Genomic DNA, 21,550 nt, shown 5'->3' with positions numbered 1-21,550 from the left:
CATCCCTCTCAAACCACCCGCGTTACCGTCTTGCCGTCGCGGAACCAGCCGTCCAGGTTGGCCAGCATCAGGTCGGCCATGGCGCGGCGGGTTTCGTGCGTGCCGCTGGCGATGTGCGGCAGCATCACCACGTTGTCCATCGCGTTCAAGGCGGCCGGCGTGGCCGGTTCATGCTCGAACACGTCCAGACCCGCGCCGGCGATGGCGCCGCTTTGCAGCGCCTGGACCAGCGCGGCTTCGTCGACCACCGTGCCGCGCGCAATATTGATCAGCCAGCCGCGCGGACCCAGCGCCCGCAACACCTCGCCATTGACCAGGTGGCGCGTGGCGCCGCCGCCCGGCACTGCCAGCACCAGGAAATCGCACTCGGCCGCCAGCGTCGTGATGTCCGGGCAATAACGGTAGTGCGCCGGCGCGTCCGCGCGCGGCTTGCGGTTGGTGTACAGGATGGGCATATCAAATGCTTCGGCGCGCCGCGCGATCTGCAGGCCGATATTGCCCAGCCCGACGATGCCGCAGCGCTTGCCGCTCATGCGCGTGCCCAGGCCGAAGCCTTCCTGCGGCCAGCGGCCGGCGCGCACGAAGCGGTCGGCCTCGGCGATGCGGCGCGACGCCGCCAGCATCAATGCCAGCGCGGTGTCCGCCACGCAGGCATCGAGCACGCCCGGCGTGTTGGTGACCCGCACGTCGCGCGCCTGCGCCGCCGCCAGGTCGATGGTGTCGTAGCCCACGCCGAAACTGAATACGCCTTCCAGCGCCGGCAGCGCGTCGATCAGTTCGCGCGATGCGCCGAAGCGGCCGCTGGTGGCGATGCCGCGGATCGCCGCGCCGTGGTCGCGCAGCAGCGCCGTCTGGTCGGGGCTTTGCCACCAGCGGTGCACGCGGTAGCGCGATTCCAGTTCGGCGGTCAGTTCGGGCAGCAAGGGGCCCACCATCAGCAGGTCGGCGAGGGGCTGGGAAGCAGTCGTGGTCATGTCGGGTGTCATGGTTGTTGCAGCGACCCGCGGGCGCGGGATTCGCAAGAAAAGGGGCGGCGGCGGGACGACCGAAGAGGAAAGCCGTCCGCGCCGGGACGGACAGGGGACAAAAAAAGGGCGGTGCGCAATGCAGCGCCCTCGGGGCGCGTCATCGCATCGTGGGCGGTCGCTGCCCCCGCCCGATCATTGGGTCTGGATATGCCGTGTCTTGATGATCTCCCCGTAGCGCGCGCGTTCGCTGGCCGCCAGCGCCTGCAGTTCCTGCGGCGTCGAACCGTGCGCCAGCGCGCCCTGCGATTCGAGCTTGGCCTGCATCGCCGGGTCGCTGGCCACCTCGCGGATCGCGGCCGACAGCTTGTCGATCACCGCCTGCGGCGTGCCCGCCGGCGCCAGCACCGCCGTCCATGAGCCGGTCTGCGCGTTCTTGACGCCGGCCTCGTCGATGGTCGGCACGTCGGGGAGGGCGGGCGAACGCGTCGCGCCGGTCACCGCCAGCGCGCGCAGCTTGCCGGAATTGACGTACGGAATGGTCTCCAGCACCGATGCGAACAGCATGTCGACGCGGCCCGCCATCAGGTCGGTCATGGCCGGGCCGCCGCCCTTGTAGGGCACGTGCATCAGGTCGGTGCCGGTGGCCTGCTGGAAGATCTCGCCCGACAGGTGCGGCGCGCCGCCGGTGCCGGAACTGGCGAAGGTGTGCTTGCCGGGTTGCGCGCGCGCCAGCGTCACCAGGTCCTTCACGTTCTTGGCGGGCAGGGTGGTGGGCACCACCAGCACGAACGGCAGGTCCGAGAACAGCGATACCGGTGCGAACGCGGTGGCCGGATCGGAATGCAGCTTGTAGATCCACGGATTGATCGCCAGCATGCCCGAATTGGCGAACAGCAGCGTGTAGCCGTCGGGGTTGGCGCGCGCCACCAGATCGGCGGCGATCTGCCCGCCGGCGCCGGGGCGGTTGTCCACCACCACCGAGGCCGCCAGCTTGTCGCCCAGCGCCGCCGCCAGTAGGCGCGCCGAAATGTCGGTGCCGCCGCCCGGCGAGAACGGCACGATCAGGTTGATCGGGCGGTCCGGGAACGGCGCGGCCTGCGCCGCGGCGGGCAGGGCGCCACAGGCGGCCAGGGCCAGGGCCGCGGCAAGGAAGCGGCGGCGCGGGCGTGCGGAATTGCGTGTCTCCATGGTCTTCTCTTTGTAGTAGTAAGCGGCGCGGGCCGCGGAAAGTCGATGCTGCGATGGCACTCCTTTCGCGGGGCGGAAAAACGCGCCCCGGTGCTGCGGCCGAGTATAGGAACGCCGGCCGATGGATGACTATTCGAGCTATAAATAGCATTGATCAATTCAAGGATTGAATCGATGGAATTCCGCCAGCTCGAATGCTTCATCGCCGTGGCCGAGGAGCTGCACTTCGGCCGCGCCGCCCAGCGCCTGTGCATGACGCAGCCGCCGCTGTCGCGCCAGATCCAGTTGCTGGAGCAGGATCTGGGTGTGACGCTGTTCGAGCGCAGCAGCCGCCAGGTCGAGCTGAGCGCCGCCGGCCGCCGCTTCCTGCGCGACGCGCGCCACCTGCTGGAATACTCGGCTCGCGCCACCGCCAGCGCCCGCCGCACCGCCGGCGGCGACGCCGGCCACATCACGCTGGGCTTCACGGCGGTGGCCTCGTACCGCCTGATGCCATCGCTCATCATGCGGGCCCGCAAGCGGCTGCCGGGCGTGGAGATCCAGTTGCGTGAAACCGTCAGCACCGACCTGTCGCGCCTGCTGCTGGCGCGGGAACTGGACGCGATCCTGGCGCGCAGCGTGCCGCAGCAGGCCGGCATCGAGGCCCGCCTGATCGAGCGCGAGCCGCTGGTGCTGGCGCTGCCGGCGGATTCACCGCTGTGCGAACAGGACGTGGTGCCGCTGCGGCTGCTGCAGGGCCAGCCCTTCGTGCTGTATTCGCCGCGCGAAGGCAAATACTTCTATGACCGCATCGTCGGCGCATTCGGCCTGGCCGACGTGCAGCCCGACTACGTGCAGCGCGCCAGCCAGACGCATACCTTGCTGGCGCTGGTGCGGGCCGGACTGGGCGTGGGCATCGTGCCCGATTCGGCGCGCGAGCTGCGCCTGGAGGGGGTGGAGTTCCGGTCGCTGGGCCAGCGCGACCTGTATGCCGATATGTACCTGGCCTGGCATGCGCAGCACGACAACCCGGCGCTGGCCGCGTTCCTGCGGCAGGTGGCCGAGGTGCTGCCCCCCGCGCCCTGAAGGGGCCACAGCCGGGGGCGCGCCCGGCGTGTCGTCGCCGTTCAACGCGATGGGCAGGGCATTGCGCAGGCGTCCGTGGCGTTCAACGCAACCGGCCAGGGCATTGCATGGCGTTCGCGGCGTTCAACGCGACACGGCGTTCGCATCCGACTTCAGGCTCTCGATGATCCGCAGTCCGTCCCGGTGGCGCTGTTCGCCGGTCTCGCACGACTTGCAGATCGCGCCGACGTACAGGCCGTCGACCACCGTCTCGGCGAACACGCCCGACCGGTACTGGTGCCGCGCATCGGTCTCGACCCGGTACCAATCCCGATCGCCGATGCGCACCCGCTCCAGCGGCTGGCGGATATCGGCGTCGGGACTGGTCGCGCGCAGCACCGCCCGCAGGCGGAAATAGCGCTTGAGCGGCGACGCATAAAGCGCTTGCAAGCGGGCGTCATCGTCGTCGCCTTCGAGCGGCTTGGCCTGCATCAGCAGGGTGCAGGTTTCCTGCGTCTGTTCGCAGGCCTCGCTTTCGCAGACCAGTTGCACGCGCCGCATGCCGCTGCGCGAGACTTCGCCTTGTGGCGAGCCGTCCACCACCCAGCCCTCTGGCAACTGCACCGACAGGCCATGCGGCAGATCGAGGGTTTCGGCGGACGCGGCGGGCGCCAGCGCGCCAAGCGCCGCGCACAGGGCCGCCAGGCGGATCAAGGCCGGCCCGCTCATGGCGTACCCCCGCGCTGGCGATGATCGCCGCCCGCGCCGCCCGTGAGGGTGCGTTCGAACAGCGCCGACTGCTCCGCGTCCAGCGCGCGTCGGGGCAGGATCAGCGGTTCGCCCTCCCGCCGCATCAGGATCAGGTGTTCGCCTTGCCGCTCGACCCGGTCGAAGCCGGCCGTCGCGAAGCTGTTGACCCAACCGTCCTGCCGGACTTCGAGCCGATCGTCATACAGCCGCGCCTCGTGTTCCTCGGCCGGCATGCGCCGGTGCATCTGCCCGGCCAGCTTGTACGCGTGGCGGCGCCGGGACCAGGGATGCAGCAGGATGATGACGGCCAGGATGGCCCAGAACCCCAGCGTGATCTTCCAGAAACTGTCCGTGAACATCTCGCCGAACAGCGGCCAGGCATAGCGCAGCGGCACCCGCTCGGGGTCCAGCAGCCACAGCAGCACGAATATCAGCGGCACTAGCAGGGCGGTCAGCGCGAAGGCCAGCAGGAAACCGCGCCGGCGGCGCCGCCGCATGCCGGGACGTTCGATCTGCCACGAGATCGCGGCGGCCCGGTCTTCCTGGTTCAGCAGGAAGCGCGTCGTCAGCAGCGGCGGCGCGGCCTCGGGCGCCTGCCGCGCTTGCGGCGGGTGCTGCGTCGCGTCGGGGGCGCCGGCGTGGCAGGATGCGGCCCACGCCTTGATGCGCGCCACCTGCTCGTCGGATAGCGCCTGTCGCGGCAGGGCGTACACGTCCTCGATGTTGCGCAACTGGATGAACAGGTGTTCGGAGGTTTCGGCAAGCCCCTGGATGCGCGAGCACGCCATGGCCGTCTTGCGTCCCGGCAGGGTGACGGTAAGCCCGCCCGGCTGAAAGTAATAGAGCGGGTGGATGGTCTGGTCGAGCCCTTCGTCGCGGCACCAGCGCGCCAGGCGCCCGCGCACGATCGCCGGATGGCGGAAGTAGTAGATCAGCACCGGGATGGCCACGACCAGGATGGGTACGCCGTCCAGGCCGAACAGGTCGTGAAAGAAGCGCGAGAGGAACGGGCCGAAGCCCCGCTCGCCGCTATCCCGCCAGGAAGAGAACCCCAGCATTCCCAACAGCGTCAGCACCACCCACGCCAGGAAGTACAGCGCGCGCCGCCGGGCGGCCCCGAACATGTCCGCGTAGCTGAACAGCGCGGCCGCGATGCGGTCCTGCAGCGTGATCGGCGCGGTCAGCGAGAAACCGTCGGCCGGCATCGCGCCGGGCGCGTCGTTCGGGGGCGCAACGGGCGGCGTCAGCGTGCCGTCGGCAGCGGTGCTCGGCTCGGGCATGGGGTCTCCGTCAGGGGGGTGATCCGCAATTTAGCATTGCTGCGGGGCGAGACGAGACGGGACGGAACTAGGCTAGGCGGGACGGGGAGAGGCGCGGTGGGGAGAGGCAGGGCGCGATGAGGCAGGTCGCGACGAGGCAGGTCGCGACGAGGCAGGGCGCGGTGAGGCGAGGCGGGGCGAGGCAACGCGAGGCGAGGCAAGGCGAGGCCAGGCAAGGCAACGCGAGGCGAGGCAACGCGAGGCAAGGCGAGGCAACGCGAGGCAAGGCGAGGCAAGGCGAGGCAAGGCGCGCGACCAAGCGCGCGCCGCCGCTGTCAGGCCGGCATCTTCTTCTTGCCCAGCAGCGCCAGCGTCAGCGCGCGGCCACGGCTCATGAAGGGATACAGCGCCGCCGACAGGCACGGGCGGCGGAAGATGGCCGCATTGATCTGGTTGAACAGGTCGCTGTCGGAACTGAGCAGAGCCAGCCGGTTGATGCAATCGGCGCCCCAGTAGATGTGCCCCTCCAGCCGCAGCAGCATGCCGTCGTTCAGGTCATAGCCACGGTCGCGGAAATACGCCACCAGTTCGGGATGTTGGCGCATGTCGAGCAATTCGACCGGGCCGACGGCCTTGCGCAACTGCACCATCCGCACGTAGTTGGTGCAGAACGGGCAGTCGCCGTCGTACAGCAGGAAGTTGCGGGGCGCGGTATCCGTATCCATGACGTACAGCTTACCAGCGGCGGGCGTCGCTTGCTTGGGGCGCCGGGATGCTGCCGACGCACGATTGGAAGCGGCGCATGACACTCGCGCCGCCCCGCGCCAGCGGCGCGCGCAGCGATGGGGCGCAGTGGCGGCCCGCAGTCATGGTGGGGGCAGGTAGGGGGCGCAGGTGTGGGGCGCAGGCATGCGCGTAGGGATAGGGCGCAGGGACAGGGACCGCGCCCAGCGATACGCGGTCTGCCGCTCAGGCCTGCTCATCCGCCCACGCCAGCGCCATGGCGTAATCGCGCACGTCCGCCGGCCATGCGGCCACCTGCCGCGTGAAACCCGCGCGATCATCGGCATACAGCGCCCGCGTGGCCTCCTCGAAGCCCGGCAGGTTGCCGCCCATGCTCGACATGAAGTGGTACGCCGCTTCCTGCCGCTGGCGCTGCTGGTCGCGCGCCTCGTTGTCGCGGCGCGCCTGTTCCACCAGTTTGCGCAGCGCCACCGACGCGCCGCCCGGCTGCGCCGCCAGCCAGTCCCAGTGGCGCGGCAGCAGCGTCACCTCGCGCGGCACCACGCCCAGCTTGGGCCGTCCGCGCCCGCGCGGGGCGGCGTCGGCGTGGTCCGCTTCCTCGGCGGGCGCGGGGGCGGCATCGGCCGGCGCCTGATAGCGCGCGCGGATGTCGGCGTCAGCGCCGCGCAGGTCCAGGTCGACCTGCTTGCCGGTGTGGTCGTCGAACACCAGAATCGCGCCGTCGCCATGACGGTTGGCGTGACCGTCCTGGGCCTGCTTGACGGCCAGGGCGACCTCGGCGAGCGCGCCACGCGCCAACAGGCGGTGGCCTTCGAAAGCGGTATGGGGAAGGAGAGGTTGGGTCATGGCGTACAGGGGTTTTATTTACCCGGATAAATTTAATGTCTGGCATTGTGCGGCTTGCCAACGTGCTTGTCAATATAACCCGGGTAAAAATAGTGCAAGGTCGCAACGCCTATTGAAAAAAGTCGCAAAAATTCCGTCCCGACCTAGGGTCAACACCTAGTCAAAACACGTCAGCGGCGTATAATCTTGCTTTGCGCCCGGAGTTACCCATGCGTCTCGTTCAAAAAGCGCTCACCTTCGACGATGTGTTGTTGGTGCCTGCGTATTCCGAGGTGTTGCCGCGCGACACCTCCCTGGCCACGCGCCTCACCCGCAACATCTCCCTGAACATCCCCCTTGTGTCCGCCGCCATGGACACGGTCACCGAATCCCGCCTGGCGATCGCCATGGCCCAGGAAGGTGGCATCGGGATCATCCACAAGAATCTGTCCGCCGACGCCCAGGCCCGTGAAGTCGCCCGCGTCAAGCGCCACGAATTCGGCATCGTGATCGATCCGGTCACCGTCACCCCCCAGATGAAAGTGCGCGACGCCATTGCGTTGCAGCGCCAGCATGGCATCTCGGGCCTGCCGGTGGTGGAAGGGCGCAAGCTGGTCGGTATCGTCACCAACCGCGACCTGCGCTTCGAAGAGAACCTGGACCAGCCCCTGCGCAACATCATGACGCCGCAGGAACGCCTGGTCACCATGAAGGAGGGCGCCACGCTGGACGAAGCACAGGCCCTGATGCACAAGCATCGCCTGGAACGCGTGCTCATCGTCAACGACGGTTTCGAGCTGCGCGGCCTGGCCACCGTCAAGGACATCGTCAAGAACACCGAGCACCCGCTGGCCAGCAAGGACGCCCAGGGCCAGTTGCGCGTCGGCGCCGCGGTCGGCGTTGGTGGCAACACCGAAGAGCGCGTTGAAAAGCTGGTCGCCGCCGGCGTCGACGTGCTGATCGTCGATACCGCCCACGGCCACTCCAAGGGCGTGCTGGAAGGCGTGCGCTGGGTCAAGCAGAACTACCCCAAGGTCGAAGTCATCGGCGGCAACATCGCCACCGCCGCCGCCGCGCGCGCGCTGGTTGAATATGGCGCCGACGGCGTCAAGGTCGGCATCGGCCCCGGCTCGATCTGCACCACCCGTATCGTCGCCGGCGTCGGCGTGCCGCAGATCCACGCGATCTCCGAAGTCGCCAAGGCGCTGGAAGGCACGGGCGTGCCGCTGATCGCCGACGGCGGCATCCGCTACTCGGGCGACGTCGCCAAGGCCCTGGCCGCCGGCGCGTTCTCCTGCATGATGGGCGGCATGTTCGCCGGCACCGAAGAAGCGCCGGGCGAAGTGGTGCTGTTCCAGGGCCGTTCGTACAAGTCGTACCGCGGCATGGGCAGCCTGGGCGCCATGACGGAAGGCTCGGCCGACCGCTACTTCCAGGACCCGGCCAACAACGCCGACAAGCTGGTCCCCGAAGGCATCGAAGGCCGCGTCCCCTACAAGGGCAGCGTGCTGGCCATCATCTACCAACTGGTCGGCGGCATCCGCGCCTCCATGGGCTACTGCGGCGCCGCCACCATCGACGACATGCGCACCAAGGCCGAATTCGTGGAAATCACCTCCGCCGGTGTCCGCGAATCCCACGTGCACGACGTACAGATCACCAAGGAAGCGCCCAACTACCGCGCCGACTGATCCCCGTACAGTCAACTACAATGTCATGCATCACGCACCGGCAGAACCGCAAAATCAGTCAGCGGGTCTGCCGGTGCGGTTTTATTTACAGCGATTTCATTCCTTACCGGTAGAGTCTCCATGCACCAGCGCATCCTCATTCTCGACTACGGTTCGCAAGTCACCCAACTGATCGCCCGCCGCGTGCGCGAAGCCGGCGTCTACTCCGAAGTGCACCCGGGCGACGTCGACGATGCCTTCATCCGCGACCAGATGGCGCAGGGCCTGAAGGGCATCATCCTGTCGGGCAGCCACGCATCGGCCTACGAAGAAGGCTCCATGCGCGTGCCGCACGCCGTGTTCGAGCTGGGCGTGCCCGTGCTGGGCATCTGTTATGGCATGCAGTCCATGGCGCAACAACTGGGCGGCGTGGTCAGCTTCTCCGACCACCGCGAATTCGGCTACGCCGAAGTCCGCGCCCACGGCCACACCAAGCTGCTGGAAGGCCTGGAAGACTTCACCACGGACGAAGGGCACGGCATGCTCAAGGTCTGGATGAGCCACGGTGACAAGGTCACCGAGCTGCCGCCGGGCTTCAAGCTGATGGCCTCCACGCCGTCCTGCCCCATCGCCGGCATGGCCGACGAAGATCGCCGCTTCTACGCCGTGCAGTTCCACCCCGAAGTCACGCACACCGTGCAAGGCAAGGCCATGCTGGCCCGCTTCGTCAACGAGATCTGCGAATGCCAGGGCGACTGGAACATGCCCGACTACGTCGCCGAAGCCGTCGCCCGCATCCGCGAGCAGGTTGGCGAAGACGAAGTCATCCTCGGCCTGTCCGGCGGCGTCGATTCGTCGGTGGCCGCGGCCCTGATCCACAAGGCCATCGGCGACCAACTGACCTGCGTCTTCGTCGACCACGGCCTGTTGCGCCTGGACGAAGGCAAGCAGGTCATGCAGACCTTCGCCGAGAACATGGGCGTCAAGATCATCCACGTCGACGCCACCGCCCAGTTCATGGGCAAGCTGTCCGGCGTGGCCGACCCCGAAGCCAAGCGCAAGATCATCGGCCGCGAGTTCGTGGAAGTGTTCCAGGAGCAAGCCGGCAAGCAGAAGAGCGCCAAGTGGCTGGCCCAGGGCACCATCTACCCCGACGTCATCGAATCGGCCGGCGCCAAGACCGGCAAGGCTACCTCGATCAAGTCGCACCACAACGTCGGCGGCCTGCCGGATACGCTGAACCTGAAGCTGCTGGAACCCCTGCGCGAACTGTTCAAGGACGAAGTCCGCGAACTGGGCGTGGCCCTGGGCCTGCCGCCGCAGATGGTCTACCGCCATCCGTTCCCGGGCCCGGGCCTGGGCGTGCGCATTCTGGGCGAAGTCAAGCATGAATACGCCGAGCTGCTGCGTCGCGCCGATGCGATCTTCATCGAAGAGCTGCGCAATACCAAGGACGAGGCCAGTGGCCTGACCTGGTATGAACTGACCTCGCAGGCGTTCGCCGTGTTCCTGCCGGTGAAGTCGGTGGGGGTGATGGGGGACGGTCGGACGTATGAGTACGTGGTCGCGCTGCGCGCGGTGCAGACGTTTGACTTCATGACGGCTGATTGGGCGCCGTTGCCGCATCCGTTGCTGGCTCGGATTTCCTCGCGGATTATCAATGAAGTGCGGGGGATCAATCGGGTGGTGTATGACGTGTCGAGCAAGCCGCCTGCGACGATTGAGTGGGAGTGATTCCGCTTCGCTTCGCGAACGGTAAATGAAAAAGGCGCTTCGGCGCCTTTTTCATTGGTTGGGGACTGCTGCTGAAGCAGGCGGAGTCACTGTCGAGCGCTTGATCGAAGTGGGTGTGGCGTAGTGGGGGGGCTTCGGCTCCTGGCTAGACAATGTGAGATTGGAGCCGGATGGCAATGCGCTCGAAAGCGTCGCTACTCCATCTTTCGCACTGGCAAAAGACGCGCCTTTCTGGCGATAAAGCGTTTATTGATCACAGCCCATCAACAGTCAGGCCCGCATCGCGCCGCGACAATGCGCAGCGATACGGTTGCATCAGCGCTCGGACACTGCGTAGGCCATCAACCGGGTGACCCCCCATCCTTCGAGAGCAATGCTCTAGCCATCTCCACAGCCTCCTCACGCGAAGCCGCCAGAAGCAGCGGGTAGCCCCAGAACTTGGCGAAAAGGGCCGCGAATGCCTTGTAACCCAGGCGTTTGGCCTGGTTGGGTTCGATCTGAATCATGGCCAGAACCTGCTTTCGCAATTGGGCCTTGTGCTTTTTCATCCAGAGCGCGAGGCGTTTCTTCTCTTCCGGCGAGTGCTGGTGTTCCTCCGCGGGCGGCGCGGTATCGCTCAAGATGACGAACGGCTCGTCGCGCTGCAAATTGGCTTCGAACGCGTCGAAGTCCTTCTGGTGATCGTGTCCGGGTTCCTGCGCAAGATTCATCCAGACCAAGGGGAAGTCAGAGCTATTCATCGGCATGGCCGTTTTCCTTGTTTTTGATGCGACGCCAGGTGGCCGCGATAGCGAACACGCCGGGCAGCGTAATGAAGAACACAGCCGAAAAGGCCACGTGCCAACCGTCGCGCAACCCGTCGGCGATTCCCCCGAGGGTATTCAGAACGACAAGCAGGCTGCCCAGGACCAGCGCAACCCACTGGGTCTTACGGGTTCCGATCAGCGCGAAGAGCACCGCGACGATCCAGCAACCATAGAACGCGGGAAACATCCACAGTATGTCGGGCTCAAACGTGATCGCCGGTGTTGCTCCTTGCGCTCTCACGAAGTCATTGACGTAAAAGAACAACTGGAAGGTGACGAACAGCACGGCGCCAGCGGCTGTCGTCAACCAGAACAAGGCGACCTTGTCGGGTTTGTTCACGGCCAGGGTTTGCGCGGGGGGCAGGGGAGGCTTGAGGGGCATAAGGGCTTTCTCGATGGGTTTGCGACTGCGGAAGCGTTCGCCTGGGTTCAAATCAATACCGATAGTTCAGCGTGACCATCACATTGCGTGGCGCGCCATAACCCACGGTGTCGAAATCGCCTTTTTGCAGCGCGTATTTCTTGTCCAGAACGTTGTTGACGTTGACGGTGACGTTGGTCTGCTTCGTGACGTCGTAACGGCCCATCAGCGATACCAGCGCATAGGAGCCCTGTTCCCCGCCCAGCGAACTGGTGCCGGTATTGGGCGCCTGGTAGAAGCGGCTTTGCCATTTGATGCCTCCGCCCAGCGTCAACTTGCTCCAATCCCCCGGCAACTGGTACGTGGTGAAAAGCTGCGCGGTGGTGCGCGGCAGTTGCGAATTCAAGCGAACGCCATCGCCGTCTTGCGCCGTGAAATGAGCGATACCCGCATAGATGTTCCAGCCACGCGCCAGCTCGCCCTGCAAGTCCAGCTCGATCCCTCGGGATTTCGTCCCGTCCGCGCCTTTGTAGGCCTGGCCGCCGGCTGGCGTATAGGAGCCGGCGACGATCTGCGCCGCGTTGTCGAGCCGGGTCTCGAACAAGGCCACCGACGCATTCAGGCGCCCGTCCAGGTAAGCGCCCTTGAGGCCGATTTCCTTGGTCTTTCCCTTTGACGGCGTGAGCACGTTGCCATTGCTGTCGCGATAGTCGGTCTGCGGGTTGAAGATGCCCGTATAGCTGACGTAGGCCGAATAGGTGTTGTCGATGTCGTAGATCAGGCCGGCATACGGCGTGAATTCGTTGCGCTTCTTGTAGTGCAGCGAGCTGCCGTCGGCGGTATCGTCGATTTCGTAGTTGCTGAAGCGGCCACCCACGATGAGTTTCAGGGGCGCGGCCAGCGAGAAGCGGGCCGCGCTGTAGACACCGCTCTGCTTGATTCGGGTGCGGGTCGGTATCCAGGGCATGGCTTCGAAGTCGGGGCGGGGCAAGGCCGGAGTCAAGTCATAGATGTTGACCGGTGTAAAGCCCGGATAGAACGGCGCGATGTCCTCCTGGCTGGCCGTGCGGCGCGAACTCGTCGCCCCGACCACCAGGTCATGCTGGCGGCCGAGCAGTTTGAAGGGGCCGCTCGCCATCACGTCGAAGGTGTTTTGACGGCTGCGGGCTTCGGACGCCAGTGCTACCGGATAGGCCCCGGAGGGAAAGAATCCCAGTCCCGTGGCGCGATCGGGGCGGCCGACCAGGCCGGCCAGTTTGGCGTCGGATTCGGTGCGGTACTGGTTGGCGATGGCACGCAGTTTCCAGCCGTTGTCAAAGCGGTGCTCGACCTCGGCAAACGCCGTCTTGAGGGTGTTGTCCCAATGGCTCCAGTCCTGCGCGTAAGTCCTGGAGCGTGAATATTCCGCCTGCGTGCCGTCGCTGAACCATAGTGGCAATCCACCCCAGGTGGCGCCCTTCGGCGTGATGTCCTGGTAGTCATAGCCCAGGCTCACCGTCGTGTCCGGGGTCAGGTCTGCCTCGATGATGCCGTAGAACGACTTCCTTTCCGGTCTGTAGCCGTCAAGGTACGAGTGCCCATCTTGGTAAGTGCCGACGAGGCGGGCGCGGATGCGGCCGTCCTCGGTCAGCGGCGTCGAGATGTCGCCCATGCCCCGGTAGGTGTCCCAGCTCCCCGCGCCAAGCGAAGCGGCGGCCGAGAAATCACGGGTCGGTCGCTTGCGCACCAGATTGATGGCGGCCGACGGGTTGCCGGTGCCGGTCAACAAGCCGGACCCGCCGCGCACGACCTCGACGCGATCATAGAATGCGGTATCGATGGAACCGATTCCGCTCCCGTTGACGGTGTTGCCGACGACGGTGGGGATGCCGTCGTACTGAACGTTGTTGATCAGGAAACCACGCGAATAGAAACTCGTTCGTTCGCTGTCGGACTGGTAGGAGGTGATGCCCGTCGTGTTATCCAGCACGCTCTGCACCGAATTCAACTGCTGGTCGTCCATGCGCTGACGCGTGATCACCGTGACCGCCTGCGGCGTTTCCCGCAGCGACAGCGGCAGGCGGGTGGCGGCCGTTGTCTCGCCCGTCGTATAAGAGCCCGTACCTTCGGTGGTCGCCGTATCCGTGCGGCCGGTTACGGTTATGGCCGGCAAAGCGATTTCCCCTTGAGATGCTTCCCGCGCCTCGGCTTGGGCCGGCGCGGGTTCCGCGGCAAATACGCCCTGTGCGCTAATGAAAAATACGGCCGCGGCGGCCGAGCCGAGCGCGCTACGGGGCGCAGCCCTCATGGAGTGACCATCCGGACGAGAACGGACGAAGCGTTCGTTCGGCATATTCATCGGCCAACGGGGCTTCCCAGCGGGGGTGAGAGTAGGCATCAACAAGACTCATTTGCATTTGGATGCCAAATTAAACACTGCGCATGGGGCGGCCACATGGCGAAACTGGGCCAGATTGTTATTCAGTTAGGCCAGATCCCGTCAGGGCATTCAATCGGGAAGCGTGATGCCGGGAACGCCAGTCAGCGCTTCGCCGTTCAGGCGATCCGAGAGGTATCGTGCCGGCGGCTTGCCCATTGCCTTGCGGAACATCGTTACGAACCCGCTCGCGTTTTCGTACCCGAGCTCCAAAGCCACCGTTTGCACGCTTTCGCCCTTGGTCATGCGTTGCAGGGCAAGGATCACATGCAGTTGCCGACGCCAGCGTCCGAAGCTCATGCCAATTTCGTGCAGCAGAAGACGGCTCATGCTTCGCTCGCTCATGCCGATGCGAATAGCCCAGTCGGCTTTCGAGGTCTTGTCCGTGGGATCGGCCAGCATCATTTGCGCCAAGCGGCGCAAGCGCGCGTCGCGCGGCATGGGCAGATGCAGGTCTTCGACGGGCGCTTCCACCAGCTCGTCGAGCAACGCGGCAATCAACCGGTCTTCCCGTCCCCCCAGGGGGTATAGCTCAGGAAAACCGGCCGCCCGCAGCAGCAATTCGCGCAGAAGTGGCGATACCGAAATCGTGCAACAGTCTTTGGGAAGATCCGGTGTGGCGTCCGGCTCGACAAACAGGCAATAGCATTCCGTTTCACCGGCCCCGCGCGCCGCATGGGGTAAATCTCCCGGTATCCAGATGGCGCACTGTGGCGGCACGATCCAGACGCCGTCTTCAATTTCGCAGTTGAGGATGCCTCGCACGGAGTAGATCAGTTGCGCCTTGCGATGCTGGTGCCTCGCGTTCTCCCAGTCCTTTCTTACCGATGTGGCACTCAAGGCGACAACGGGGCGCGAGACGCTATCGACATCCCTTGGCACGGTTAGATCGGTGATTGCGACGCGCGACATGGTGTCTCGTAGCGGCTCGACTGGAAAATGAGGCTTTGGCCTGAACGAAAAATATTATGGTCATCTTGCTCAATTGCGTCCAGTGGCGCCAAAACCAAGGTGCGATTCACCGTGCTGCCCGGTCGTGCTGTACGGGCTGCGGCGGGAGCCGTCGGTTGCTCGGGCAGGGTACTCGCCAGCCACGATGTCCGGGACGCCGGTCATAAGTGAGGAGGTGGTGTCGCATTGCGAACGGTAATTGAAAAAGGCGCCTTGGCGCCTTTTTTCATTGCTCGCGTTTGCCGCGTCAGGGCGCGCGGCGTCACATACGGATGTCGGTGCGGCAGCCTACGGCTTGCTGGACGCAAAGCGCCAGCAGGCCGTGCGCGCCTTGCTGCCGACGCTGATCTGATTCGTGTCGAACGACTCGATCAGGGGCTGCCCGCCGACGCAGGCGACGATGAACGTGGCTTGCGTGTCGTAGCGATATGCCAGGCGGTGCGTGGCGCCGGGCGCGAGCCCCAGGTCCTGGGTGACGTAGGTCCGTTTCGTGCGGGAGAACTCGCTGTTGTGCGAGGCGCAGACTGTGCCGTCCTTCTGCCCCTTGGCGGCGTACACATTGCAGTAGCCGACAGCCACTGATGCCTTGCAGGTGTTGGTGTAGGTGATATAGCCGTCGGCCGTCCGCCCTTGCTTGAGACATTCGCTCTGGTTGGGGCCGTAAACCAGCGTCTGGCTTGCCGGCTTCGGCTTGGCGGAGGCATTGGCGGCGGCGCCGGCCGATGCGGTCTTCTTGGCATTCGGACTCGAACTGGCGGCCGCCTGTTTCAGCATCTCATCCCTGGCTTTCTGAAGGGCGCCGAGCTGGCACGTCCGCCAGGTTTTATAAATGCCCGGGGGAATGCGGCCCAATTCATCCCTTGTAATGTCGATGTCGCGGTCTATCGAAGAAGTGCTTTTACTGTCCTGAAAGCTCCGCTGATACCGTTGCAGATCTTCGTTGAGCTGATTTGCATTGGCCGGGCCATACATTTGAATCTGTTCAGCCTCACATGCCGCCAGGGCATATGGGGAGGCCAGGCTGCAGATGACGAGGGCAATGATTCGACTGGCAATTTTCATGGCGGCGGTCCTGCGCGTTGTGCGGTATCGGGATGGGGAACGTGGACGGGGGGGACAATATTCGAAACCCGCCGACGCGCGCATCTCCAAGATTGGGGATGCGCTGCGGCATTTACATCAGCTAATGGCTCGGCACAGATCGCAAGAGTCACGGGTAAGAACGACCCATCCCTGCGGTACGATCTTCGCTCCCGCAGCGTCCCCCAACAGATCAAGAAAACGGAGAAACCCGAATGCGCATGAAGGCCCTTGCACTGTGTTTGATGACAGGGTTCGCCGCCACGGCCGCGGCCCAGGACAGCACCCTGACACTGCGGCAGGCCTTGAAGCAGATGCCGCAGGTGGTGCTGTCCAGTACCGACGCGATGCAGATCGTTTTCCTGGATGTGCAGGCCTGGCGCGGCCTGGAGCCGGCTGGGCCCTCGGCGGACGGCATGCGGCGGCTGAGCATTGCGCGACAGATCCGGCCGCTCGAATCCATCGGGTCTGGCTTGCAGTCCTGGTCAGAGAACGCGAAGGTGCCGTTCGATGAGGTGGCCTTCTTCGCCGGATTTGGCCGCGCGCCCGCCAACATCAGCTATTGGGGCTTGAAGAACAAGGAGGCCGTCGGGAAGCTGGTCGCCAGCCTCAAGCGCATCGATTTTGCCGCGGTGGAGGGCGATGCGCCGGGCCTCATCGCCAATGACAGCGAAGGCAAGATGAATCTGCAAAAGGCCAACCAGCAGGATCCCTGGCGCGGCATGATGGGCATGCCGAGTTTTGTCCTGCCGTTGAACCGGGCGCTGATCCAGGCGTCTTCGGCAAAGGGGATGCAGATACTGGCCCAACCCACGCCGTCGGTGGCCGATAGCGAAATCGTGGCCGCCTCGCTTGCCGGGCTGAAGGAAGGCGTGCCCGCGGACCGGGGGCAGATCGTGCAGGCCGCGGTCATCTCTCCCATCATGGGCCTGGCCACGGTGGATCCCGCGAAGGTGCTGTTGTCGACGAGTGTCGATGCGGATATCGCCAAGCAGAATCTCAAGGCAGCCGTCGAAGCGAACCGCAAGGGTATTCCGCCGTACTTCTCGGGGATCCTGGCCGATGCCCAGGTCAATAAGCTGCCCGCGGTCGTGATTTCCCTGGCTTACGCCGATTGCGCTACGGCCAGGCAGGCCGTCGATGGGATCCGCGCCGCCTGGAAGCAGAGCATGGCTGGCGCCCAGGATGCCAAGGTGGCCGGCACGACGGTGCAGGCCGGCAAGCTGTGCGCCGCGGTCGTGAGGGCGACCGCGCCCAAGGCGGATGATGCCGGCAATCCGGTGCTGGCCGAGGTGATGAATCGGTACATGCGCCGCGAGTTCACTTTGCTGCAGATCGGCACGGCGCCCTGAGCGTAGCCGCGGAGGGCGGGCTGGTGCGGTTTACGCAGCGGCCCGGTCCGCCACCGCAATCGCAATCTTCCCCCGCAACCCATTATTCGTGCCCTCCAGCCGCGCATGCGCCGCCGGAATATCGGCAAGCGAATACACCGCGCCCACGTGCGGCCGCAGTTGACCACGCTCGACCAACGCGCTCAGCTCATCCAGCTTGCCGCGATTCTGGCGTGTGAACACGAAGTGGAAGCTGGCGTTCCTGCCCCAGGCCTGGATCAGATTCTGCGGCTGGGCGATATCGACAATCGAAATGACGCGCCCCAGTTGCGCCAGCGCGTCGGGGCTGCGCGATAGCGTGTTGCCGCCGATGGTGTCGAACACGACGTCGACGCCGCATCCGCCGGTCTCGCGCTGGATCGCGTCGACATAATCTTCCTTCTCGTAGTCGATGACGACGTCGGCGCCCAGGCCGCGCACGAATTCGACATTGCCTTCGCGCACGGTTGTGTAGACCCTGGCGCCGATGGCTTTCGCGAGCTGGATCGCGACATGGCCGACGCCGCCGGCGCCGCCGTGGATCAGGATGCTTTCGCCGACGCGCAGCCCGGCGCGCACCACCAGGGCTTCCCAAGCGGTGCCGCCGACCAGCGTCAGGCTGGCCGCTTCCAGGTGGCTCAACGAGGCGGGCTTCCTGCCGATGATGTTCTCGGCGGCCACGTGGTATTCGGCGTAGCTGCCTGGGCCATCGAAGATCTGCGGGGTGTACCAGACTTCATCGCCGGGGGCGAAGGCCGTCACGCCCGGGCCGACGGCTTCGACCACGCCGGAGACGTCGTGGCCGGTGATGGCGGGCAGGGGCACCAGATCGGGGTAATCGCCACGGCGGACCTGGTAGTCGAGCGGGTTGATGGAGGTGGCGTGGACGCGTACCAGGACCTGGCCGGGTTGTGGAACGGGTTTGGGAACGTCGCGCAGTTGCAAGGAGTGGGGGCCGCCAAAGGCGGTGAGTACGATGGCTTTCATGGAGTGGATCCTTATTTCGGTAAAACGGGATATCGCAAAATGTCGATTTGATGGGTCAAAAAAAAGCAAAGCCGGAACCCTACAGCTCTTTCCCGATGATCTCGGCCAGGGCGCTGATGGCGGCTTCGTTGCGCTTGTAATACGTCCAGGAGCCGATGCGGGTGGCTTCGACCAGGCCGGCGCGTTGCAGCGTGGCGAGGTAGTCGGACACCGTGGACTGCGATAGCCCGACGCCTTCCTGGATGCTGCTGACGCAGACGCCGACCGTATGCACATCTCCCTCGTCCTGCGGGGGGAAGCTGTTCACGGGGTCCTTCAAACCCTTCAGGATTTCAAGGCGCGTGCGGTTGGAGAGGGCTTTGAAGACGTCGAGCAGGTCCATGGGAAGGATGATATCGGAACTTCGCGATATGTCAATATCGCGAGCCACCGCGCGCCAGCCGGTAGATGCGGCCGATCGAACCTGAAAGGGCTGTCACGTAGATGTCTGGCGGTTCCGTCGCAACGGCCAGATTCGAGTGGTGCTCGCCGGGGATGTCCCGCACCTGCAGCAACGCTCCTGTACGGTCCAGCACCCAATAGCCGCCGCCGTTGTACAGGGCGACGTACATCAATCCATCCGGTCCGATGCGAACGCCATCCGGCGTATGCCGCCCCTTGGACGAGGGCGGGGCCAGGGCGTCGAGCCGTGCGAACACACGGGGATGAGTCAAGGTGCCGTCGCCGGCCGTCTGGTATTGCAGGATGCTGTCCGTGCCGCTCTCGCCGACATACAGGGTTTGGTCATCGGCGGCCAGCGCGATGCCGTTCGCATTGTCGAGGCCGCTGGCCACTTCCTCGGCGACGTCGCTTGCTTTGGGCAGGAAAAAGACCTTGCCTTCGCCCGGCCGCTCTCCGGACGCGGTGAAATAGAGGTCGCCCCGCCGGTTGGCGATCAGGTCGTTGGGGCGGTTGAATCGTTCGCCCGATCGCGCCTGGCGGACAGCGCCCAGTCGCTTGCCATCGAGGGAAATGTTCTCGATCACGCCGCCGTCGTAGCAGGCCACCCACAGCGTGCCGTTGGCGGCCGCCAGCCCATTGGCGCCGCAGCCGGGCAGGGCGGCAACCACCTTGTGGCCCGTGGCGTCGAGCTTGTTTACCGTCGAGGCCTGGTAGTCCACGAAATACAGCGTCTGGTTCACGAGAATGGTGCCTTCTGGAAAACCCAGGCCGTCGGCGACGACATTGATTGCCGTGGATTCGGCGCAGGCGTTGCTCGCCAGGGTCGCGGCGAGCAAGAGGCTGGTGAGAAGTCTGGACATGGAAGGGCTCCGGTCAGGGGATCATGATGACCCGGCCGAAGGCCTGCCGGGACATCACATGGCGATGCGCCGCGCGGGCATCGCTCAAGGGGAATGTCTTGTCGATCGCCACGCGCAGTTCCCCCGCGTCCACGCGCTGCAGCAGCGCCTGGACGCTGGCGTGCACGCGCGCGTGCTCTTGATCCAGGAGCGTCGGGAAGAAAACGCCGTGCAGGCTCTGGTTGCCGCGCCAGAGGCTTACCGGATCGAGTTTTTCCTGGTCGCGCCCGGACACGCCCACTGTCACCAGCCTGCCTTTGTAGGCCAACGCCCGGACCCCGCGCGCCAGGGTGCTGCCCGCGATGCTGTCGACGATGACATCCACGCCACGCCCGGCCGTGAGGCGGGAGATCTGCTCCACAAAGTCGCTGCTGGCATAGTTGATGCCTGCCGTCATGCCATAGGCGCTCAGCCGCGCCAGCCGCGCGTCGTCCGATGCCGTGGCGTACACCGTCGCGCCGGCGCGATGCGCCAGTTGAATGGCGGCCAATCCGAGCGCGCCGGCGCCGGCATGTATCAATACGGTTTCGCCGGCGACCAGGCCGCCTGCCGCAAAGAGGCATTCATGCGCGGTTCCCCAGGCGACGTGTACCGCGGCGGCGGTTACCGTGTCCAGCGTCGCGGGGATCAGCCAGGTGTCCGCGGCCGGCGCGGCGACGCGTTGCGCATGGGAACCCCAGCCCAATACCGCGACGACGCGATCGCCGGGTTTTCGGTCGCGCACCTGCGCGCCCACGTCCAGGATGGTGCCGGCGCATTGGTATCCCACGATGTGGGGAATCCGCGCCAACGGGCGGATCTCGCGATTGATGAGGTCGCCGCCTTCCACGGAGATCGCCTCGATGCCGATCAGCACGTCATCGGGACCGCAGACCGGTTCGTCGACTGTTTCGTAGCGGAACACGTCAGGCGAGCCGTTTTCATAATAGACCGCTGCTTTCATGGTGAATCTCCTTCCTGGATCGCTATTGCGCGGAAATGGGAACGATCGAGCCGATGCGCCAGCCCGCCGGTGTGCGTACCGCCACTTCGTAGACCAGGTAGGCGGCCGTGCGCGCGTCGGCGGCGGTGCGTCCCAAGGTGATCCGGGTCGGGGCGTAGAGCTGGGCAACATCCGGCGTCAGGGGAACGATGCGCAGCTTTGCCAGGTCGGGCTCGAATTTCCAGATGCCCTTGAACGTCTCGCGGAAGTGTTCGATCAATTCGGCCTTGCCCCAGAACTGGTATGGCCGGGCGATGAACGTCACCGGGTCGCCCTCGGCGCCGGACGGGGCGAAAACAGCGCTGAAGGCGTCGAGGTCGTGGGCTGTCGCCGCCCGGGCCTGTTGTTCAAAGACCGCTTGCACCTGTTGCCGATCGGCGAGCGTGAATGCGGCGCCGGCGCCGGCGTGGGCGGCGAGCGGCATGGCGCTGGCCATGCCGCCGAGCAGCGCCATTGTGAATGCCGTCTTCATTTTGTGCAGCCGCAAGGCGGCCTGCGGCATCGTGAGAGAGGGGTTCAACATGATTTAGCCTTATATGCCCATATTTGGAGGCATTGACGGAACCTGGGCGCGTCACGCAATGCGGCTGAAGGGGGCGGGACGGGGATTAGCTTGGAACCGAAAGGTCCAGGGTGGTGATGCGGTGCATGATGCGCCGCATCGCCAGCGCGTCTTCTTTGCCGAATACGGCCTCGAACTGTTGCTGGGCGCGTTGCCAGGCCTTTCTGCCCGCGGCTTCCATCTTCACGCCGGCGTCGGTCAGGGTGATTTCCCTTTCCCGGCGGTCCTGCCTGCCTATGGATATGCGGATGAGCCCGTCGCGCTCGAGAGGGCGCAGGTTATGTCCCATCGTTGCGCGATCGGTGACCAGGTGCTCGGCCAATTCGGCGATCGTGAGCGGCCCCCGCGTGGCGAGCAGATTCAGGATCGCGTATTGCGTGTTGCGCAGGTCGGCCTGGGCCAGGCACTGGTCGTAAAACCGGCCCAGGTGACGGGCGGCCTTGCGGATGGCGGTGCTATTGCAAACCCCGGGAGGCAGGTCTTGTTGGCTCATGGGTCGGATCGGGTCAGATG

General features: G+C 65.5%; 21 protein-coding genes. 4 read left to right on the top strand and 17 right to left on the bottom strand.

What is annotated here, in order from left to right:
• Window positions 1-8: 8 nt before the first annotated feature.
• Both HV783_RS16565 and HV783_RS16560 read right to left on the bottom strand, forming a co-directional pair.
• Window positions 9-974, bottom strand: coding sequence for a 2-hydroxyacid dehydrogenase (locus HV783_RS16565; protein ID WP_175189504.1), 966 nt, complete (start codon window positions 972-974; stop codon window positions 9-11).
• Window positions 975-1,160: 186 nt separating this feature from the next.
• Window positions 1,161-2,156 (bottom strand): Bug family tripartite tricarboxylate transporter substrate binding protein, encoded by a 996-nt coding sequence (locus tag HV783_RS16560; protein WP_054502295.1) that lies wholly within the window; start codon window positions 2,154-2,156, stop codon window positions 1,161-1,163.
• A gap of 174 nt (window positions 2,157-2,330) precedes the next feature.
• Here HV783_RS16560 and HV783_RS16555 point away from each other — a divergent pair, with 174 nt between their 5' ends.
• Window positions 2,331-3,221 (top strand): LysR family transcriptional regulator, encoded by an 891-nt coding sequence (locus HV783_RS16555; protein WP_064523159.1) that lies wholly within the window; start codon window positions 2,331-2,333, stop codon window positions 3,219-3,221.
• 123 nt (window positions 3,222-3,344) lie between these two features.
• Here HV783_RS16555 and HV783_RS16550 read toward each other — a convergent pair whose 3' ends face one another.
• The 4 genes from HV783_RS16550 to HV783_RS16535 form a co-directional block, all read right to left on the bottom strand.
• Complete coding sequence (locus HV783_RS16550) at window positions 3,345-3,929, bottom strand: hypothetical protein (protein WP_169537958.1); 585 nt, start codon at window positions 3,927-3,929, stop codon at window positions 3,345-3,347.
• Entirely contained in the window at window positions 3,926-5,230 is a 1,305-nt protein-coding gene (locus tag HV783_RS16545; protein ID WP_175189503.1) for a YcxB family protein, read from the bottom strand. Before HV783_RS16545 ends, HV783_RS16550 begins: the two co-directional genes overlap by 4 nt.
• A 314-nt stretch (window positions 5,231-5,544) precedes the next feature.
• Window positions 5,545-5,934, bottom strand: a complete 390-nt coding sequence (locus tag HV783_RS16540) for a DCC1-like thiol-disulfide oxidoreductase family protein (protein ID WP_006387081.1) — start codon at window positions 5,932-5,934, stop codon at window positions 5,545-5,547.
• A gap of 244 nt (window positions 5,935-6,178) precedes the next feature.
• Window positions 6,179-6,799 (bottom strand): DUF2239 family protein, encoded by a 621-nt coding sequence (locus HV783_RS16535; protein WP_054502298.1) that lies wholly within the window; start codon window positions 6,797-6,799, stop codon window positions 6,179-6,181.
• A gap of 209 nt (window positions 6,800-7,008) precedes the next feature.
• On the opposite strand from HV783_RS16535, the gene guaB reads away from it, so the two are divergent.
• Window positions 7,009-8,469 carry an IMP dehydrogenase gene (guaB, locus tag HV783_RS16530; protein WP_049073345.1) on the top strand — a complete coding sequence of 487 codons (1,461 nt, stop codon included), beginning with the start codon at window positions 7,009-7,011 and terminating at the stop codon, window positions 8,467-8,469.
• 120 nt (window positions 8,470-8,589) lie between these two features.
• Entirely contained in the window at window positions 8,590-10,182 is a 1,593-nt protein-coding gene (guaA, locus tag HV783_RS16525; RefSeq protein WP_049073346.1) for a glutamine-hydrolyzing GMP synthase, read from the top strand.
• 341 nt (window positions 10,183-10,523) lie between these two features.
• Here the strand turns inward: guaA and HV783_RS16520 are convergent, their stop codons facing one another.
• From HV783_RS16520 to HV783_RS16500, 5 genes are all read right to left on the bottom strand, one after another.
• Entirely contained in the window at window positions 10,524-10,928 is a 405-nt protein-coding gene (locus HV783_RS16520) for a hypothetical protein (RefSeq protein ID WP_175189502.1), read from the bottom strand.
• Window positions 10,915-11,328, bottom strand: coding sequence for a hypothetical protein (locus tag HV783_RS16515; protein WP_254603919.1), 414 nt, complete (start codon window positions 11,326-11,328; stop codon window positions 10,915-10,917). Before HV783_RS16515 ends, HV783_RS16520 begins: the two co-directional genes overlap by 14 nt.
• Window positions 11,329-11,422: 94 nt before the next feature.
• Complete coding sequence (locus tag HV783_RS16510; RefSeq protein WP_254603918.1) at window positions 11,423-13,726, bottom strand: TonB-dependent siderophore receptor; 2,304 nt, start codon at window positions 13,724-13,726, stop codon at window positions 11,423-11,425.
• 111 nt (window positions 13,727-13,837) lie between these two features.
• Window positions 13,838-14,677 (bottom strand): AraC family transcriptional regulator, encoded by an 840-nt coding sequence (locus HV783_RS16505; protein ID WP_116792446.1) that lies wholly within the window; start codon window positions 14,675-14,677, stop codon window positions 13,838-13,840.
• Between the two features lie 327 nt (window positions 14,678-15,004).
• Window positions 15,005-15,778: a hypothetical protein gene (locus HV783_RS16500; RefSeq protein WP_175189500.1), complete on the bottom strand. Its 774-nt coding sequence runs from the start codon at window positions 15,776-15,778 to the stop codon at window positions 15,005-15,007.
• A gap of 233 nt (window positions 15,779-16,011) precedes the next feature.
• On the opposite strand from HV783_RS16500, the gene HV783_RS16495 reads away from it, so the two are divergent.
• Complete coding sequence (locus HV783_RS16495) at window positions 16,012-17,148, top strand: hypothetical protein (RefSeq protein ID WP_254603917.1); 1,137 nt, start codon at window positions 16,012-16,014, stop codon at window positions 17,146-17,148.
• Between the two features lie 30 nt (window positions 17,149-17,178).
• Here the strand turns inward: HV783_RS16495 and HV783_RS16490 are convergent, their stop codons facing one another.
• The 6 genes from HV783_RS16490 to HV783_RS16465 all read right to left on the bottom strand — a co-directional run bounded on the left by HV783_RS16490 (window position 17,179) and on the right by HV783_RS16465 (window position 21,530).
• The gene (locus HV783_RS16490; protein WP_144657798.1) at window positions 17,179-18,153 is read right to left on the bottom strand and encodes a zinc-dependent alcohol dehydrogenase family protein; all 975 of its coding nucleotides are present in this window, start codon (window positions 18,151-18,153) and stop codon (window positions 17,179-17,181) included.
• Between the two features lie 79 nt (window positions 18,154-18,232).
• Window positions 18,233-18,535, bottom strand: a complete 303-nt coding sequence (locus tag HV783_RS16485) for an ArsR/SmtB family transcription factor (RefSeq protein WP_054415662.1) — start codon at window positions 18,533-18,535, stop codon at window positions 18,233-18,235.
• 31 nt (window positions 18,536-18,566) lie between these two features.
• Complete coding sequence (locus HV783_RS16480) at window positions 18,567-19,454, bottom strand: SMP-30/gluconolactonase/LRE family protein (RefSeq protein ID WP_175189499.1); 888 nt, start codon at window positions 19,452-19,454, stop codon at window positions 18,567-18,569.
• Window positions 19,455-19,467: 13 nt separating this feature from the next.
• Window positions 19,468-20,436: a quinone oxidoreductase family protein gene (locus HV783_RS16475; protein WP_175189498.1), complete on the bottom strand. Its 969-nt coding sequence runs from the start codon at window positions 20,434-20,436 to the stop codon at window positions 19,468-19,470.
• Window positions 20,437-20,458: 22 nt separating this feature from the next.
• Window positions 20,459-20,998, bottom strand: coding sequence for a YybH family protein (locus HV783_RS16470; protein ID WP_254603916.1), 540 nt, complete (start codon window positions 20,996-20,998; stop codon window positions 20,459-20,461).
• Window positions 20,999-21,083: 85 nt separating this feature from the next.
• Window positions 21,084-21,530 (bottom strand): MarR family winged helix-turn-helix transcriptional regulator, encoded by a 447-nt coding sequence (locus HV783_RS16465; protein ID WP_064528830.1) that lies wholly within the window; start codon window positions 21,528-21,530, stop codon window positions 21,084-21,086.
• Window positions 21,531-21,550 lie beyond the last annotated feature (20 nt).

Origin of the sequence: Achromobacter dolens, assembly GCF_902859745.1 — a bacterium.
Classification (GTDB): domain Bacteria; phylum Pseudomonadota; class Gammaproteobacteria; order Burkholderiales; family Burkholderiaceae_B; genus Achromobacter; species Achromobacter dolens.
The sequence above is the reverse complement of the archived record's forward strand: the minus strand, read 5'-3'. Positions and strand labels throughout refer to the sequence as shown.